Origin of the sequence: Shewanella sp. SM29 (assembly GCF_025654245.1) — a bacterium.
GTDB classification, from domain to species: Bacteria; Pseudomonadota; Gammaproteobacteria; order Enterobacterales; family Shewanellaceae; genus Shewanella; species Shewanella oncorhynchi.
This window is the reverse complement of record NZ_JAKKRN010000014.1, coordinates 97438-113671: the sequence shown is the minus strand read 5'-3', so window position 1 is coordinate 113671 and position 16234 is coordinate 97438. Positions and strand designations below refer to the sequence as shown.

Below are 16234 nucleotides of genomic sequence, written 5' to 3'. Positions count from 1 at the left end.
TTATCATCAGATGGAAACTAAGCACACGCAATAATGACTATTTGGGGGTGATCAGCGGCCAGAAGCAATCAAACCAAGCAAGGTAGTCGGCGCTACGACTGGGTTCTGTTTGCGCTGCCATCAATAATGCCCAGTAGCAAGCAAATACCCAATACATGTCAATAGCGGCAGGCACTGCCGTTACGGCTTGTGCAGTAACATAAGGATGTCCACTCAGATACTGTTTCACCAACACACTTTGCTGATAGGGCGTTAACGCATGGGTCGCTAACACTACAGCCAACTCACACAGTGGATGCGACGCCGTCGCATACTCAAAATCAATACAACACAAGCGGTTATTTTTAAGTAACAAATTATGGGGATTAAGATCGCGATGGCAAAACTGCGGCTTGATTATGCAGGCTGCTAACTCATCACACCAATGTTTAATGTCGATTTGAATTGCAAGCAGCTTAGCCACCCGCTCATTCCAATCGTGAGTATTGCTATCACCAATATCACTACCCTGCTTCAATGGCACAGGTCGCCTTAATACTGGCTCACTAAATGTTGCAGAAGCCTGATAGGCAAGTATTTGCTGGTGATATTCCTGCCACTGCTCAGTGATACTAATAGCGTAAGGCCCTGTAGGCAGATTGCGTAATTGCAGCAATAACGCCAATAGCAAACAATGGGCTTGGTTAGGATGCGTTTCTTGTTCTGCTGCCGGACACTGTAAATAATTAAACGTCGATTGCCCCAGCACAAAATCAGCAGCACTCGTTTGGCGCTCTAACGCTGGCCAGTGGATTAAGCCTTCGTTTTCAATATCGTCACTTTCAATATAATCACTTTCAATAAAATCACTGAGGTAATAACGCTCATCTTCGCTCACCCACAACAGTTCAGGAGCAAGTTTAGCTTGAGCCAATTGCTGCCAGTAAAAACGCTCCTGCTGGCGGTTGCAAAAACTGTCCGCCGCATCCGCATTCACCCGCAGCACATAACTGCCTGTGGGCGTAGTGATTTTATAGTTGTGATTACTTAAGCCGCCCGCAAGCTCATGAATACTTAACACGTTAACTAACCCTGCACTTTTGAGTAAGGGGTAAAGTGCTTTGAATGGCTCGCCTGCTGAGCGTTGCATCGAGGCGTTTATATCGAGCATTAACTGAGTAACTTCAAGGTATTAGCTTCACGGGCGTCGGCTAACGCGGTTCGCCACAGGAAATACCCCACGACCGCCAGCCCCACATAAAGCACGAATAACAAGGATGTCAGCATCAAGCCTTTGCTGAGGTAAAGGTAAATCGACACTATGTCGATAACCACCCAATAAAGCCAATTCTCAAGTACCTTTTTTGCCACTAAATAAGTCGTCATCACGGCGAAACAGGTTGTCGCCGCATCTAGATACGGGAATGCGGCTTGGGTATACGTCGCCATACCGTGACCAACCAAAAGCGAAATCACGCCCGTCGCTGCGATCAACTTTAAATGGGTTTTCAATGGCCAAGTGGTCACTTTTACGCCTTGATGCTTATCACCACCTTGGGTCCAGAGCCAATATCCATAGAGCGCCATCGCCATGTAATAGACGTTAAGCACAGACTCCATCAGTAGCGACACCTTCCAAAACAACACAGTGTAAATGGCTGTACTGGCAAAGGCCGCCGCCCAGCACCACACACTGGCCTTCATCGCCAGCAGTAAATATGCCATCGCCAGCAATACCGCGAGTGCTTCCCATACGGTCATCACATGGACTTCACCAAAGGCCGTATTAACGCTCTCGACCAAGGTTAACCATAAATCTGTCATAGTGTTGTTCTCATTGCCTATTTGTCGCTTACATGGCGGTCAATCATTATTCGCTGTGGGCTAAATTCAGCTCACCACCGATAAACTTACACACAAATACCGCCTTGCCCCACTTCTCATGGGCCGCTTGCATCTCGGTCGCTAGCATAGTCATCACATCTAAATAATCGCCGCACACTTGAGTTGCCATCGCATTAGTCACGCGCTCGATATTGGGATAGCTATCCACGCGGCCAATAAACCACTTGATAGGATCGAGGTAATTTTCATTAAAGGGATACATGCTAATTTCTGCGGTCAGTTTCATTTTAATTCCTTGATATTCTGAAGTAAGGCTGTAGCCCAAATACTGGGCTACAGTTCAGTTAACACTTAAATAATTATGCTCATTTTAAAATGAGCTATTACATAAACTTAACGTTAAAGGTTACGCCAATCTGACGCGGATCGCCGTAACGAATATATTGCTTTTCCGCCCAACCGTTATCTGGCTCATTGCCAAAATAGAAGCCACGCACACCGTATTCTTCATTAAACAGATTGCGTCCCCATAAATATGCCGACCAGGCGCTCGCCTCATAACCCACGCGGGCATTGACGATAGTGTAGGGTTCAGAGCGGGATTCATTGCTGTCTGAATAATAGAATTCACTCTTACCGCTAAGATTCAGGTTAGCAAACCAACCCGAATTAGCACGATAAGTCCCGCCAAGGCTGTAGGTAACATGTGGAGAATGGGCTAGATCGCGGCCAGTTAAATCCACCTCAGTGCCATATTTGTCCTGATACTGATAGTCACCGTAGGCCGTTTCTAACCAACCTAAGCTTGAGTAAACTTGCAGATTATCCGTGGCATACCAGGTTGCATCTAACTCAGCGCCATAGTTATTCGAACTGCCTGCATTTTCAGTGAACAAGATAAAACGCTGTGGTTTATCGGGATCTTGCTGTGATGCAGCCACCTGTTGATCTTGTCTGTCCATATAGAACAGCGCCAAATTAGTATCGATAAGTCCCGCTAACCAATGGGATTTAAGGCCGATTTCATAGTTATAGAGCGTCTCAGTACTAAACTCTTTTTTATCGTTCAATTCGACGGGCAAAGTCATGTTGAAACCGCCCGCCTTGTAGCCGCGTGCGACTCGGACATAAGCATTGTGTGAGTCGTTCAGCACTTTACTCACAGCAATATGACCACCCCACATGGTTTCGCTCGGGTCGAAATTATCGTTATTCGTATCAGAGTAATGGCTGTTGCGGCGCTCTAAACGTAGCCCCACAGATAAAGCATAATTTGAGCCCAAATCCGTATCAAGCTGGCCAAACAGTGCATAGTTTGTCGCCTCATACTCTGAGTCTAAGACTTCATCTAGCGAAGTATTGTACTCAGAATACAATTGGTTATCTTCTTTCAGATTCATGGCATACACACCAAGCAACCAATCAGTACTCTCTGCAAAAATACGGCCCTGCTCGGTAGAACTTAGGCGAAACTCTTGCGACGCGGTTTTACGCTGACCCGTTTTATCCCAAAAATAATCGTATTGACACGGCGCCAGATTGCCATTGTCATCATTGCATTGCTTAGAGGCCCAATATTCTGAGTTAGCCCAATCGCCATCGTAACTGTAATGGTGATCGGTATTCGCAAAAGAGGTTAACGAAGTTAATTCGAAGTTTTCTGCACCAGAATAGGTCGCTTTAAAACCCGCACCTGTGGTGCGTTGGCTATCAACACCCGGTTGATCCGATGTTGTCTGGGTTGGTGAATTGGTTAAACTCCACACATCATAGCCATTATCAAAATCGGCATGCAGCACAGTTAAATCAAACTGCAAATCATCTGTCGCATACCAGCGCAGCTTAGCGCGGCCGCTGAATTCATCGCGACCATTGGTATCATCACGGTCTAAATACAGGTTATCGTGGTAACCATTTTGCTGGTGCTGCTGCATTGACACACGATAAAGCAGCTTGCCAGAATCCGTTAATGGGCCCGAGCTAAACCCGCTAAAAGTGCGTAAATTATCATCGCCTAACGACACTTCGCCGCCATGCTCAAACACATCAGTTGGATCGTTACTCTTCAGATAAATCAATCCCGCTAAGGCATTCGCGCCGTAACGCGTCCCCTGCGGTCCACGAAGCACTTCGACCTGCTGTAAATCGTACATGCTCGACACCATACCAATACCGGATAAATCGATATCATCTATGATGTAACCCACGGAAGAATTAGGTGCGCCTTGGTATTGTTCCTGTTCCCCTACACCGCGAATTTGAAAATATTTCGGCCGAGAGCTTCCACCTGACCAGTTAAAATTGGCGATAGAATTAAGCAGATCTTCAAAGTGTTGCGCACTTTCATCTTGAATTTTTTGACTGTCGATAACGGTAATGCTGGAGGGCATTTTTTCTAAGCTTGAACTGCGAAAATCCGCCGTCACCACCATGACTTCCATCTCAGGGTTGGGCTCGGGTTTATCGATAGCATCAGTTTGTGCAAAAACAGGGGTGCTCAGCGCTGCGGCGATGGCTAACGCCAGCGGCGCTCGGGCTAAAAATAAGCTTGGCGATACGGTTGAAAATGGAGATTGATGGTTTGACGTTTTACGGTTTGACATAGGACCTCAAATATAATGTTTGAGATCCGGCAACGAATAAGCGATTCAGAAGTGTGCTGTTGATTGGCCCATTCCTACGCCGGTATTAGCCGGATCAGGTTCTAAGGGTTCGTCAGATGACATCTCAGTTTGCAGCCGTCAACGTTAAAATCAGAGTAACATTAATGCACAACAAACACCCCTTGGCGGCGCCTAGTATACATGACGGAAATAAAAAGTGGGCACTCTTATCTCTGCGATTCAATTAAATGTCGCGAAAACCACTGCCCTTCACTTCGTATGATGAAAATGTCTTTAGTATCAGCCTAAATCCTTTCGTCCATTTGACCGCCTATCATGATAATGCTATAGAAGGTCGCAATTTCGAACACAGTAAGAGGATCATAGTCGATGCAGCTAAAACCTTTATCGAAAGGACGTTATAGCCAGCGATGGGAGCAAGACTATCCACTTATTGAAGCGGTTGTACTTAGCTGCATCAGCGAAATAAAAATGCTCAAAAAAGGCGCTCACCTCATGACGCAGGGGGAAGCGATGGCATCACTTGTATTGGTGAAGCAAGGTCGCGTATCACTCGGCCATACCGCGAGAAATGGTCGGTGTTTTCAATTAGGTACTATTGATTGTGATTCACAACTGTTTGGCGAAATGGAGTTCTTCACCCAGTACCACTGTCAACTAGACATTATTGCCAGTGAACCCTTAGAAATCATGTTGATTAGCGCTGAAAAACTGCAACATTGCCTCGGTCAGCACCCTCAACTCGCGCTATTCTTCGCCAGTGCAATTGCGATTGACTACCAAGACACAGTGGATATTTTTACTCGGCGACTGCTCTATCCCATCAGTTATAATGTGGCATTTGATATTTACCATGAATACTTAAATGACTTGCCCGTAGATGGCTTTAGTAAACGCTATTTAGAGGCTGAACGATTTGGCACTACCGACCGAGTCTACCGTCGGGCGCTACAAAATCTTGAGGAACGAGGCTTAATTGAGCGGAAAAAAGATGGCATTCGGATTTGTGATCTCAACGCACTCAAGAAATTTGTTGAAGCAGGTATATAACCGCTTTCAACATAACCCACACTCGACTTAATTTAACAACCGAGTGTGGGATGGATGCACAGGTAAATTAACTTACCGATGGCGAGTGTTGTTCCATAGCCGATTTCATCCGACTTGAAACGATCAATAGCATAAATATCGCTGCGTAAAGCAAAGGAATCACATACATCACAGTTTGTAATCCGATAATACGTTCAAAGAAAGAACTGATGGCTGGGCTAAACATCGCCCCTGCACTTCCGCTAATAAGTATATATGACACATTTTTGCTGCTGGCTTTTTTTACAAAAGACACGCCATAAGCAATAAATGCATTATAAAGCGCGGCACACACAAAACCATAACCATAGGTTAAATAAGCTATCCAATTAAGATTATTGGTACTGACAATGGCAGCGGTGATCACCATAGCTAAAGCAATAATACCGACTAAGAAATGGTGAATTTTTACACGAGTCACAATCACAGTCGAAATTAACGCCCCAATTAGCGCAGCGGACCAATACTGGGTAATAATATTACCGGCATCTTCAAACGGGATATCAAATTTTTGTTTTACAAATAAAGGTGCCCAAGTTAAAAAAGTATATAAAGCCTGCATTCCTAAAAATAAACCAATACCCCCACTAATAATACCGAGATTCCATTCAGACTGTTGTTTCTCTTGTGTTGTAGAAGATTGCTCGCAAATAGAGAAATGAGTGAACAAGGTAATAATGACTGTACCGAACGCCACTAAACCTACGGCTAAATAGCTATAACTCCATGATAGTGAACTTGTTAATGCATAAGTCGTTATCAATGGAAAAATAACGCCTGCAATATTAAACGTCGCATCTTGCACCACTAACATTGTGCTTTGTAATTTCTCTTGCCACACAGACACCACAATCGTACCAGCAATACATAAACCGATACCGCCACAAAAACCAATTAAGGTCATTGCTACCATCACAACTTGTAGGGAATTGGTTAGATGTAAAGCCAGAGCAGAAAGAGCAACCAGACTGTAACTTATCAAGGTCATTCTTTTGATACCCATTTTTTCAATAAATAAAAATGCTGCAATCGTCCCCGCGAGTGCACCACCATTGAGCAATGAAAAGATTGATGCAACTTCGTTAACATTAGCGGCAAATTTCTCAGCTATGGGTTCAATCAACATCCCAAATTGGGTCGCAAAGCCCGCCATAATAAAATTGGCGAGAAAACTGATGGCTGTTAAAGTAATTTTATTATTCATTATGTCATTCCATAAGTGAAATGCTAAGGGTTCAAAGGATGGCTTTAAACCTAATTGAGGGCGGTTTCTAACGCGAGCTCGATCATATTATTAAAAGAGAGTTGGCGTTCTTCGGCCGTTGTTTCTTCACCGGTTAAACAATGATCCGATACCGTTAAAATGGCTAATGATTCGATACCTTGTTGGTGTGACAATCCATAAAGCCCCGCCACTTCCATATCAATACCTAATACCCCAAAACGTTCAAGTGCGGGGATCATATCTTCATCGGGATCGTAATAAAGATCACCACTAAAGATATTGCCAACTTTTACACTAATGCCTTTCTCATTCGCTGTTGTATAGGCTTTATGCAATAAAGAAAAGGTCGCAGAAGTTGCCATTTGGTAGCCGCTACTACGCTTAGCGTTAGTAGGTGAATCCGTGCCTGCGGCTTGGGCTAAAATGACATCTCGCATTTGTACATGTTTTTGTGTTGCACCTAAACTGCCAATACGAATAATGCGTTTCACGCCAAAATAATTAATCAGCTCATGGCCATAGAGCACCATAGATGAAATCCCCATACCATGACCCATAACGGAAATGCGCTGTCCTTGGTAAAAGCCCGTGTAACCAAGCATATTGCGAACATTCGTGACTTCTACGGCATCGGTGAGATAGGTTTCAGCGATATATTTAGCACGTAGTGGATCACCCGGCATAATAACAGTTTCAGCAAAATCAGTAGGTTGAGCATTAATATGAGCAGTCATCTTTCTATCCTCATGTGGTAATATGCTGATAGTAGTGCTCAATCACTGAATGTATTTAGGACTAAAGTCCGGATTTCATCTTGCCGTAAACCTTTTTGCTTAAAAATGGGTAATTTATCGCAACTTTCAAGGTCAAAAAGACGAAAGCTAATAACATTTGAGTGACCTTAAGGTCATTGAACGTTGATGTAAAACGAATAAAAAGGCTTACTCCTTAAAAGAAGTAAGCCTTTTTAGAACGGGTTTAATATCAAAAAATCAATTAAACACGGAATAAACTAAACAGAAGCAAACTCAAGCTTAGTTTGAAAAGGTTTCACGCACGTATACATCAAATTTAACCACTTGGGCATTAGGTGCTACGGCGCCGACTTGCAATTGCTGTTTGCCGTGTAATTTCACCGATTTCCAGCTGGTCGCTTCATCTTCGATAGTAAAGCCGCTGGCATCGTACCAAGTGAATTTATATTGCACACGCATATCGGACGAGGATTTACTAACAATCAACGCAGAGCCCTGCACTAAATCACCGACTCGGCGTGCATCCACACTCTGTACCGCAATATCTCGGGCAAAGCTGGAATTATCGACGCGGGTTTCACCCAGTGAACTCACTGAAATCCCTGCGGTATGTGAGGCACAAGCACCTAAGGTAAGCGCTGCGGCCAGTAATAACCCTGTATAAACTTGTTTCATATATTCTCCTAGTCACGCCACAAAATACGCAGCTAGCGCATCATTTCCCATTAAACGACAAACTAATCGAACTGTGCTGAACTCATGCTTAATAACATAGGCTAAATAAAGCATTCTCAATCTAAAATAGTGAATCAGTCATGCTTCATCAATCTAAACTTAATCAGATTAATCAATCAAAAAATGTGCCCGTGCCGTAGCAATAAGCTGCTTACGATTGGTTTGCCAACAATCAATATTCACGTTGGCGACTCGTCGACCCTGACGGGTAATACGACACTCAGCAAAACTATCCTTGTGCAGACCTGCACGTAAATAGTCGATTGAAAAATCAACGACTTTAGGCACCTTTGCCGTTTGCATAAATACCATTAACTGCACTATCGCTGACATTTCCATAAAGCCCGCAATCACGCCACCATGAATAGCGGGCAACACAGGATTACCGATATTGTCGTCTTTAGCGGGCAATTTAAAAATCAGTTCATCACCAAAACGCTCCACCTTCATGCCAATAAATTTGGCATAGGGAACGTGCTCAAGTAAATGGCCAAAATCATTAAGTTCAGTGGCGCGTTTAACTATCCCTTGCACATCAATAGGCGCTTTAACCTGTGCGTTTTGAGTTGTACTGGCTGCATCTAGTATCGAATTATTTGCGCTCATCACTCTCTCCTATCGCAGGCACGGCTTCACCCATTAACGCTTGCCTAAAGGCATCACCGACCATTTCAGGGCTTATCCGCATAAAAGAGCCGACGGCATGGGCGATGGGATCGTCGATACTGTCTTGGTAAGCAATTGCACGGGTAAAGGCAATATTAGAAGACAACTTGTAGCATTCCGCAAATCCAAACACTGGCTTATGGGGCTGAGCGGGCTTCATGTAGTCCACCCGTAAATCGAGCGTAGGTGATATTTCTAATAATTTGAATTTATGGAAAATAGCGCTCACGACTGCACTACCACACGCGGTATCCATTAAAGTAGTGATCACCCCACCATGGATAACGCCCGTATCGGGATACCCAATTAATTCAGTGCTGTAGGGCAACTCAATCAACACATGGTGCTCACTCGCCTCCAATACGGTTAAACCGAGACGGCGACACTGAGCGAGTTGATCCACAAACCGCTGCGCCATTTGGGTCAGCGGGAAAAAATCCGAATTGACCTTCATTTTCCTTGGCTCAACATGGGCCCCAGAGGCTCCCCGCCCACAAGGTGGAAATGAATGTGATAGACTTCTTGTCCACCATGTTGATTGCAGTTCATGATCAGTCGGTAGCCATCTTTAGCGATACCCGCTTCCGCCGCCAATTTCGCCGCAACTGTCATCATACGGCCAAGCACGGGCTCATCAGAGGCTTTCATGTCGTTAGCCGTTGGGATCAAGTGATTCGGCACAATCAAAATATGAGTTGGCGCCTTAGGGGAAATGTCTCTAAAGGCAGTCACAAGTTCATCTTGATACAGAATATCCGCGGGAATTTCGCGACGAATAATTTTGCTGAAAATCGTTTCTTCGGCCATGGGGCGTCCTCCTTGGGTTAGTTGGCATAGTATATACCCAAACAACTTGAAGATGCATGATTCAGCGGGAGTTTAACGCACTTTAGGCAAGGCGGTTATTTGCGGACCTAGTGGGCTAAGTTAAAAATAACCAACACAGCATAAAGTGCGTTAAAACCCGCCGGGACGGAGCGTCTAGGGTACTCCACTCCCGTGTTGCATCAATTCAAAAGGTGGCCGACATTCTGTCATTGATGCGCCTTGAATTGAAGCACCCTAGGCGCTCTGAACTCGTATCTTCAGGTTGCTTGGGTATATTAACAATTCAATACTTTGTGTCTGCAGATATTTTGCTTTTCATTTGCCAGTTGCAGGCATTTTTGGCAGCATGGCCACCATTAAAACACTCAGGTTTTGCAGGATAAATATGATCCATTACCAGATAATCCCCGTCGATCCGAAAGCCCATTTATTCGCTGTCACTATGACATTATCACAACCCAAGCCAGTGCAGGTCTTTAGCCTACCCGCTTGGCTGCCAGGCAGTTATATGGTGCGCGACTTTGCCAAAAATATCATTGAACTCAAGGCACAAGATGCACAAGGCCAAACGCTTAAGCTCACCCAACTAGATAAGCAAACTTGGTCGGTTGACAATAATAGCAGCGAAATTATTCTGACTTATCAAGTGTATGCTTGGGATCTGTCGGTGCGCACCGCGCATTTGGACACGACCCACGGCTTCTTTAATGGCAGTAGCGTGTTTTTATCCGCCCATGGTTTCGAAGACTCTTTACACACCGTCTCTATAGAGCCACCAACAGAGCCAACATTAAGTGACTGGCGCCTTGCTACCAGCATGACTCGCACCAATGGTGACGATTTTGCCTTCGGCCAATTTTCAGCTAAAAGCTATGACGAGCTCATCGATCATCCGGTGGAAATGGGCTTATTCACCTTAGGGAGTTTTGATGCCTGTGGCGTGCGGCATGATATCGTACTCAATGGTCGCCACCGTGCTTGCATGCCAAGGCTCTGCCAAGATTTAAAGGCCATTTGTGAGTATCAGATTAACTTCTTTGGTACGCCTGCACCGTTTAAGCGTTATTTGTTTATGACCACAGTATTAGACAATGGCTTTGGCGGTTTAGAGCACAGAGCTTCTACTGCATTAATGTGTTCACGCAAAGACTTACCACTGTCGCTAGATATGCCAATCAATAATGACTATCGCACTTATTTATCCCTGTGCAGCCACGAGTATTTCCACAGCTGGAACGTTAAGCGCATTAAGCCTGAATGCTTTTTACCCTATAAACTTGAGGCCGAAACCTATACGCCACAATTATGGGCCTATGAAGGCATCACCTCCTATTACGATGACTTTCTTACCTATCGTGCAGGTCTGGTAGATGAACAAAACTATTTAGATATGCTGAGTGATACCTTCACCCGTGTCTATCGCAGCCAGGGGCGCTTTAAACAAAGTGTTAAGGACTCAAGCTTTAATGCTTGGACTAAGTTCTACAAGCAAGATGAAAACGCACAAAATGCCATCATCAGTTATTACACTAAAGGGGCTCTGTTTGCGCTGTATTTAGATTTAACCCTGCGCAGCGAAACCCAGGGCAAATACAATCTCGACCATGTTATGCAGATTTTATGGCAGGAATATGCTCTGCAAGATAAAGGCACCACAGATACTTGCCATCAAGCCATCGTGGAACGACTCCTTGGTCGTGATTGCCAAGATCTGTTTGCCTACTTAGATAGCACTGACGATATTCCGTTAGCGGCTTTACTCGCCGAATTTGGGGTCAACTTGAGTCTTCGATCCAGTCAAGGTGCGCAAGATGTGGGCGGTGGGCAAGCGAAAGGTTATGAGATTGCATTCGGCGCGAAAACCCAAGCAGCACCTATAGGATTAAAAATCGTGACTGTCACCCAAGGCAGCCCTGCACACCTTGCAGGGTTAAGTGCAGGTGATGTGTTAATTGCCGCGGATAACCTACAAGTCACAGGACAATTTGAGGCGCAGCTACAGCAGTATCCGCTGGGTGAATCGTTGAATTTACATTGGTTTAGACGGGATGAATTGATGACGGGTGAATTGATGATAACTGCCGCGCCTAAGGATACTGTCGCCCTATCCATTCGTGACAAAAGCAAAATAGCGGCTTGGCTTGGACGTTAATAGACTTTCGGCTTAAGAACACTTTTGAGAAATAATAAAAGGGGCATTAGCCCCTTTTATCTGACATAAGACTTAACTTAAACGTATATCCGTTTGTATATCAATACTGATATCGACTTAAACCACCACATCGTGCAAATAGGTTTGTGCCCACGCAATCGCTTGACCACGGCTAGACACTCCAATTTTACGGAATACTCGGTACAAATGGGTTTTTATCGTGCTTTCACTGACAAACAACTGATTGGCGATATCTAAATTAGTACTTCCCGTCAACAATGCTTGTAATACTTCACGCTCACGGATAGTTAACGGTTCAGTGTCTTCGAACAACCCAAAATCATCATTTACCCCGTTAATGAGCTGTATTGGGATGACCCTATGACCTCGTAAAATATTCGAGAGTCCTAGGCTTATCTCAGTTAAACCTGCATCGAGATAAAACACCCCTGCAGTTGTGGCAGCTTGCATTAAGAAACGAGCATCCACTTGTTTAGGGAACTGTAAATAGACAACTCGCACACTCGGTTGCTCACGGGCAAGTAAACGCTGAAATTGGTGGGCTTTTTGAAGATCAACAGTCGCTAAATCGATCACGACCATGGAGGCATTATTATCTTTGATTTTCTCACACATCTCATCAGGGCTGACTTGGGTCAACTTAACGAGAAACTCCTGCGGCCAACGTCCTGCGAGCAATTCCATCAATACTTGCGATCGTGACACTACAATCCAATGTAATATTTTGAACATCCTGCTCACTCCCTGTCTGGTTAACGATTATTCACTTTAAGGATCTAAGATCCTCCAAATACGACTTCAACATCCGTTCAATAGACTTCCAAGTCTACCGTGGTCACGATATTAGCATTAGATAAAACAGATTAAAAAGACTTACGTAAAAAATATTTACCGTACGCAAATCAAAAACTTCTAACACTTTCGTTGACTACACTATCAATCAGAAGTCTTAATTGAAACTGAAAAAAATTACTGAAATTTTAGGATAAAAGCGTAAGATCATACCAACACAAAAAATAAGGAAATTCCATGTCCAGCAGTAACCCCACCGCTTTTGAAATAAAATCCTATCCTGTGTGGGACAAACCGACACGATTATTTCATTGGATTAATGTCATTCTTGTGCTCGCACTCATCTTAGTCGGTGGCATCATGATGTATCGCACTGAGCTAGGCATATCTGAGTTAACAGGTAAAATTGGCTTGAAAACTTTACACGTGTGCATAGGATATGCGTTTGCAATAAACCTCATCGTCCGCCTTGTGTGGGGTTTTATCGGTAACAAATATGCGCGTTTCAGCCACATGTTTCCCAATGCTAATAGCAAAAGCGAATTAATAGCTTATAAGACTGAATTAGCCGCGGGGAAAAATCCGCAGTATTTAGGTCATAACCCTAAAGGTAAATTTGCCGTGCTGGCCATCATGTTGCTATTAGTGACCATAATGATCACTGGACTTTTGCGTGCAGGTACAGATATTTATTATCCGCCGCTAGGTAGTGCTGTACAAAGTTATCTTGCTGATACCAATGTCGAACCAACAAGCTTAAAACCCTATGATGCAACGGGTGTGAACGCAGAAAAAGCGGATGCACTTAAACCAATGAAAGGATTGGCAGGTCAAGTGCACGTCTATGCGGTTTATGTGTTGTTACTGCTGATGTTATTACATGTATTCGCGGTGATTTATACTGAAGTAAAACGTCAACCAGGGATTATTTCAGCCATGTTTTCGGGTAAAAAAATCATCCAAGGCCAACCCAAAGATGAGTAATGAGTGACTTTAGTCATAAAAATAACGCCAGCTATTCGCTGGCGTTATTTATTTAGACATGAAGGTATATACCAACTTTTCTAAACGTATTTTTGAGATTATTTTTTCAGAACAGTTGCAGGGGTACGACCATCATCATGGCAACTTTCACAGGTAGGTTTTTGACCGACATTCATATCATGTACCGCATGACAATCTGCACAGACTAAATTACCGTCATGTGGCTTATGCACAGCGTCCATTTCAGCATAGGTACCATGACAACTTTGGCACTGTGCAAATTCAAAGGCACCATCCGCAGAAGGTGTACCATCTTTATGACAGCTTTCGCATCCACCCGACTCAGCATGGAAATCAGACAATTTTTGATCTGCAGCAAATGCGGTTGGCGACAGCGCTAACGCTGCAAGACTTGCCCCGAAAAGCGCACTTAATAGTTTTTTGCTCACAATAGTATCCTCCAATGGCGATTGTCAGTGGAAATTCTTGTCAGGGTGACTTCCATCTCTCAACCAAAATAAATAGCACGACTCGATATAACTTAGCTAAGGATGAACGAATAAGCAAACCCAAACTAAGCGACACAACTTTATCAACATACTCAAGGGTAAAATGTGCGCTGCATCATGTAACCACATGCTTATATAAGAGTTTTACATCTACCTAACCTAGAGGCTACATAATGTAAATCCCTAAACTGGCAAGCGATAGAATAAATCCCCCTTAATCTAAAACTAAAAGCTCGATTCATGGTGATACTTAAGACAAAGTGATAATAAAAAGGAATGACAATAAGTGAATGGGTACAGAGTACTAGACGAGGATGCTTTAAATAGTGAAGGCACAACATTCAACCAAAACGCCTCTGGCACTTAATTCAAATGCCAGAAGGAGAATGAGCGATAACGGTTAACTCGCCCACTATAACCAATGATACAAATAGCTATTAGACAGGTAGGCATCAACTCGCATCAAGTTTATTGTCAGCCTCAAGCTCTGTTTTAGGCCAAGCGTTAATCACGGCTTTGACCAACGATGCTAATGGAATGGCAAAGAATACTCCCCATACACCCCATAAACCGCCAAAGACTAAAACGGCCGCTATGATGATCACCGGATGTAAATCCACCGCATCGGAGAATAAAATAGGCACGAGTAAATTACCGTCGAGCGCCTGAATAATACCGTAACCCAACATTAAATAGCCAAATTCAGAACTAAAGCCCCACTGAAAAAATGCCACTAGGGTGATAGGTAATGTAACTAAGGTTGCACCGACATAAGGGATCAATACCGATAACCCCGTTAACACACCAAGCAACGCCGAATATCGCAGTCCCATCAAGGCAAACAAAATATAAGTTGCAACGCCAACAACCACGATTTCAATCACTTTGCCACGAATGTAATTAAAAATCTGTTGGTGCATTTCAAACCACACTTTACGCGCTAACTGGCGATTTGCGGGAAAAAATCGCTTACTGCCGCTAATCAGTTGATCTTTATCTTTTAAAAAGAAAAATACCAGTAAGGGCACTAAAATCGCGTACACCATCAAGACGAGTAAAGAAGCTGAATAACCGATTAATTGCTTAGCAATATCCAACACATGTTGAGTATCGAGCAGTTTTTTAAGCTCACCAACCATCAGATCTAACTGCTCTGGATTGATAAATCGTGGATATTGATTGATCAGCGTTTGTATTGTCAGCAGGCCTTTATCTATCATGCTAGGCAAGTCGGCAATTAAGCTAACACCTTGACGCCACACACTCGGAATTAAGCCAAATGTCAGTAAAACCACTATTCCCAAAAACAACACAATAACCAAGGACGCACCAGCGGTGCGATTAATCCCCAATTTAAGCATTTGCGCCACAGGCCATTCCAATAGAAATGCCAACACAAGAGCGACCAACAGCGGAGCAAGTAAACCTGCCGCAAAATAAATCACTAGCGCGAGCCCGACAAGAATAGCCATTAAGGTCACAGCTTGTGGATCACTAAAGCGCTCTTGATACCAACGAGAAAAAACAGTAAACATGGATCATTCCAATAGTGATGGTTGGCGAGGCTTCCCAAACGCTCAGGAAAGTTTATTTATCATGATGTTATTCGAGACTTTACTCAGTTAGACTTTCGCTTCTACACATCAGCTAAATCAAAAAAATACTGACAAGAGTAAACAACCTAGCCTGAGCGGCACTCTGGCTCAGAATGAGGCGCTTGATGCTAGTCTAAGAGGATTTAAACATAAAAATCCTCAATTTATCCCTGAGATAGATCAACTTTGGTGACCATCAAGGCTAACAGACTTGCATCATTACGCAACTCTTGCACGACATGCCCTTGTTTTTTTAAATATTGGGGAACATCTCGCCGCGAACCAGAGTCTGAGAGTAAGATATGCAACTGCTCACCCTCTCGCATTGGCTTTAATGCAAGCTTCACTTTCACTAAGGGTACTGGACAACGAAAGAGCGTTAAATCAATAAAAATCATAATGAACTTGCTATAGACGAACTTGGGCCATTATCCT

At 43.8% G+C, this 16234-nt stretch carries 17 protein-coding genes and 1 riboswitch; of the genes, 3 read left to right on the top strand and 14 right to left on the bottom strand.

Features of this window, described 5'->3' with window-relative positions; all coding sequences use genetic code 11:
• Nucleotides 1-37: 37 nt before the first annotated feature.
• The 4 genes from L5L77_RS11845 to L5L77_RS11830 all read right to left on the bottom strand — a co-directional run bounded on the left by L5L77_RS11845 (nt 38) and on the right by L5L77_RS11830 (nt 4427).
• Nucleotides 38-1150, bottom strand: coding sequence for a phosphotransferase (locus L5L77_RS11845; RefSeq protein WP_263222769.1), 1113 nt, complete (start codon nt 1148-1150; stop codon nt 38-40).
• Nucleotides 1150-1803 (bottom strand): nicotinamide riboside transporter PnuC, encoded by a 654-nt coding sequence (gene pnuC, locus L5L77_RS11840; RefSeq protein ID WP_028760296.1) that lies wholly within the window; start codon nt 1801-1803, stop codon nt 1150-1152. Before pnuC ends, L5L77_RS11845 begins: the two co-directional genes overlap by 1 nt.
• Nucleotides 1804-1849: 46 nt before the next feature.
• A complete protein-coding gene (locus L5L77_RS11835; protein ID WP_028760297.1) occupies nt 1850-2110 on the bottom strand; it encodes a hypothetical protein in 261 nt (86 codons plus the stop codon).
• Nucleotides 2111-2207: 97 nt separating this feature from the next.
• The gene (locus L5L77_RS11830) at nt 2208-4427 is read right to left on the bottom strand and encodes a TonB-dependent receptor (RefSeq protein ID WP_263222766.1); all 2220 of its coding nucleotides are present in this window, start codon (nt 4425-4427) and stop codon (nt 2208-2210) included.
• A 54-nt stretch (nt 4428-4481) separates the two neighbouring features.
• A riboswitch (TPP riboswitch) is annotated at nt 4482-4620 on the bottom strand.
• Nucleotides 4621-4817: 197 nt separating this feature from the next.
• On the opposite strand from L5L77_RS11830, the gene L5L77_RS11825 reads away from it, so the two are divergent.
• A complete protein-coding gene (locus L5L77_RS11825; RefSeq protein ID WP_012196926.1) occupies nt 4818-5498 on the top strand; it encodes a Crp/Fnr family transcriptional regulator in 681 nt (226 codons plus the stop codon).
• A 67-nt stretch (nt 5499-5565) separates the two neighbouring features.
• On the opposite strand, the gene tsgA is transcribed toward L5L77_RS11825, so the two are convergent.
• From tsgA to hinT, 6 genes are all read right to left on the bottom strand, one after another.
• Entirely contained in the window at nt 5566-6741 is a 1176-nt protein-coding gene (gene tsgA / locus L5L77_RS11820; RefSeq protein ID WP_263222764.1) for an MFS transporter TsgA, read from the bottom strand.
• Nucleotides 6742-6791: 50 nt separating this feature from the next.
• Complete coding sequence (gene deoD / locus L5L77_RS11815) at nt 6792-7496, bottom strand: purine-nucleoside phosphorylase (RefSeq protein ID WP_012196924.1); 705 nt, start codon at nt 7494-7496, stop codon at nt 6792-6794.
• 300 nt (nt 7497-7796) lie between these two features.
• Nucleotides 7797-8192 (bottom strand): YcfL family protein, encoded by a 396-nt coding sequence (locus L5L77_RS11810; protein ID WP_028760301.1) that lies wholly within the window; start codon nt 8190-8192, stop codon nt 7797-7799.
• A gap of 168 nt (nt 8193-8360) precedes the next feature.
• Nucleotides 8361-8858 (bottom strand): PaaI family thioesterase, encoded by a 498-nt coding sequence (locus L5L77_RS11805; RefSeq protein WP_168823948.1) that lies wholly within the window; start codon nt 8856-8858, stop codon nt 8361-8363.
• Nucleotides 8845-9372 carry a PaaI family thioesterase gene (locus L5L77_RS11800; RefSeq protein ID WP_028760303.1) on the bottom strand — a complete coding sequence of 176 codons (528 nt, stop codon included), beginning with the start codon at nt 9370-9372 and terminating at the stop codon, nt 8845-8847. The genes L5L77_RS11805 and L5L77_RS11800 overlap by 14 nt, the downstream gene beginning before the upstream one ends.
• Nucleotides 9369-9725: a purine nucleoside phosphoramidase gene (gene hinT, locus L5L77_RS11795; protein WP_006081303.1), complete on the bottom strand. Its 357-nt coding sequence runs from the start codon at nt 9723-9725 to the stop codon at nt 9369-9371. Before hinT ends, L5L77_RS11800 begins: the two co-directional genes overlap by 4 nt.
• A gap of 406 nt (nt 9726-10131) precedes the next feature.
• On the opposite strand from hinT, the gene L5L77_RS11790 reads away from it, so the two are divergent.
• The gene (locus L5L77_RS11790; protein ID WP_263222761.1) at nt 10132-11898 is read left to right on the top strand and encodes a M61 family metallopeptidase; all 1767 of its coding nucleotides are present in this window, start codon (nt 10132-10134) and stop codon (nt 11896-11898) included.
• 117 nt (nt 11899-12015) lie between these two features.
• Here the strand turns inward: L5L77_RS11790 and L5L77_RS11785 are convergent, their stop codons facing one another.
• Nucleotides 12016-12651: a LuxR C-terminal-related transcriptional regulator gene (locus L5L77_RS11785; RefSeq protein WP_028760305.1), complete on the bottom strand. Its 636-nt coding sequence runs from the start codon at nt 12649-12651 to the stop codon at nt 12016-12018.
• 297 nt (nt 12652-12948) lie between these two features.
• On the opposite strand from L5L77_RS11785, the gene L5L77_RS11780 reads away from it, so the two are divergent.
• Complete coding sequence (locus tag L5L77_RS11780; RefSeq protein ID WP_105252822.1) at nt 12949-13695, top strand: cytochrome b/b6 domain-containing protein; 747 nt, start codon at nt 12949-12951, stop codon at nt 13693-13695.
• 98 nt (nt 13696-13793) lie between these two features.
• Here L5L77_RS11780 and cctA read toward each other — a convergent pair whose 3' ends face one another.
• The 3 genes from cctA to L5L77_RS11765 all read right to left on the bottom strand — a co-directional run bounded on the left by cctA (nt 13794) and on the right by L5L77_RS11765 (nt 16197).
• Nucleotides 13794-14144, bottom strand: a complete 351-nt coding sequence (cctA, locus tag L5L77_RS11775) for a tetraheme c-type cytochrome CctA (protein ID WP_105252823.1) — start codon at nt 14142-14144, stop codon at nt 13794-13796.
• 512 nt (nt 14145-14656) lie between these two features.
• On the bottom strand, nt 14657-15739 hold the full coding sequence (locus tag L5L77_RS11770; protein ID WP_131523891.1) for an AI-2E family transporter: 1083 nt from the start codon (nt 15737-15739) through the stop codon (nt 14657-14659).
• A 224-nt stretch (nt 15740-15963) separates the two neighbouring features.
• Nucleotides 15964-16197 carry a sulfurtransferase TusA family protein gene (locus tag L5L77_RS11765; protein WP_028760309.1) on the bottom strand — a complete coding sequence of 78 codons (234 nt, stop codon included), beginning with the start codon at nt 16195-16197 and terminating at the stop codon, nt 15964-15966.
• Between the last annotated feature and the right edge of the window lie 37 nt (nt 16198-16234).

Excerpts from the sequence above, each read along its gene's own strand:
- L5L77_RS11845 (WP_263222769.1), bottom strand. The coding sequence starts at position 1,150 with ATGCTCGATATAAACGCCTCGATGCAACGCTCAGCAGGCGAGCCATTC.
- pnuC (WP_028760296.1), bottom strand. The coding sequence starts at position 1,803 with ATGACAGATTTATGGTTAACCTTGGTCGAGAGCGTTAATACGGCCTTT.
- L5L77_RS11835 (WP_028760297.1), bottom strand. The coding sequence starts at position 2,110 with ATGAAACTGACCGCAGAAATTAGCATGTATCCCTTTAATGAAAATTAC.
- L5L77_RS11830 (WP_263222766.1), bottom strand. The coding sequence starts at position 4,427 with ATGTCAAACCGTAAAACGTCAAACCATCAATCTCCATTTTCAACCGTA.
- L5L77_RS11825 (WP_012196926.1), top strand. The coding sequence starts at position 4,818 with ATGCAGCTAAAACCTTTATCGAAAGGACGTTATAGCCAGCGATGGGAG.
- tsgA (WP_263222764.1), bottom strand. The coding sequence starts at position 6,741 with ATGAATAATAAAATTACTTTAACAGCCATCAGTTTTCTCGCCAATTTT.
- deoD (WP_012196924.1), bottom strand. The coding sequence starts at position 7,496 with ATGACTGCTCATATTAATGCTCAACCTACTGATTTTGCTGAAACTGTT.
- L5L77_RS11810 (WP_028760301.1), bottom strand. The coding sequence starts at position 8,192 with ATGAAACAAGTTTATACAGGGTTATTACTGGCCGCAGCGCTTACCTTA.
- L5L77_RS11805 (WP_168823948.1), bottom strand. The coding sequence starts at position 8,858 with ATGAGCGCAAATAATTCGATACTAGATGCAGCCAGTACAACTCAAAAC.
- L5L77_RS11800 (WP_028760303.1), bottom strand. The coding sequence starts at position 9,372 with ATGAAGGTCAATTCGGATTTTTTCCCGCTGACCCAAATGGCGCAGCGG.
- hinT (WP_006081303.1), bottom strand. The coding sequence starts at position 9,725 with ATGGCCGAAGAAACGATTTTCAGCAAAATTATTCGTCGCGAAATTCCC.
- L5L77_RS11790 (WP_263222761.1), top strand. The coding sequence starts at position 10,132 with ATGATCCATTACCAGATAATCCCCGTCGATCCGAAAGCCCATTTATTC.
- L5L77_RS11785 (WP_028760305.1), bottom strand. The coding sequence starts at position 12,651 with ATGTTCAAAATATTACATTGGATTGTAGTGTCACGATCGCAAGTATTG.
- L5L77_RS11780 (WP_105252822.1), top strand. The coding sequence starts at position 12,949 with ATGTCCAGCAGTAACCCCACCGCTTTTGAAATAAAATCCTATCCTGTG.
- L5L77_RS11770 (WP_131523891.1), bottom strand. The coding sequence starts at position 15,739 with ATGTTTACTGTTTTTTCTCGTTGGTATCAAGAGCGCTTTAGTGATCCA.
- L5L77_RS11765 (WP_028760309.1), bottom strand. The coding sequence starts at position 16,197 with ATGATTTTTATTGATTTAACGCTCTTTCGTTGTCCAGTACCCTTAGTG.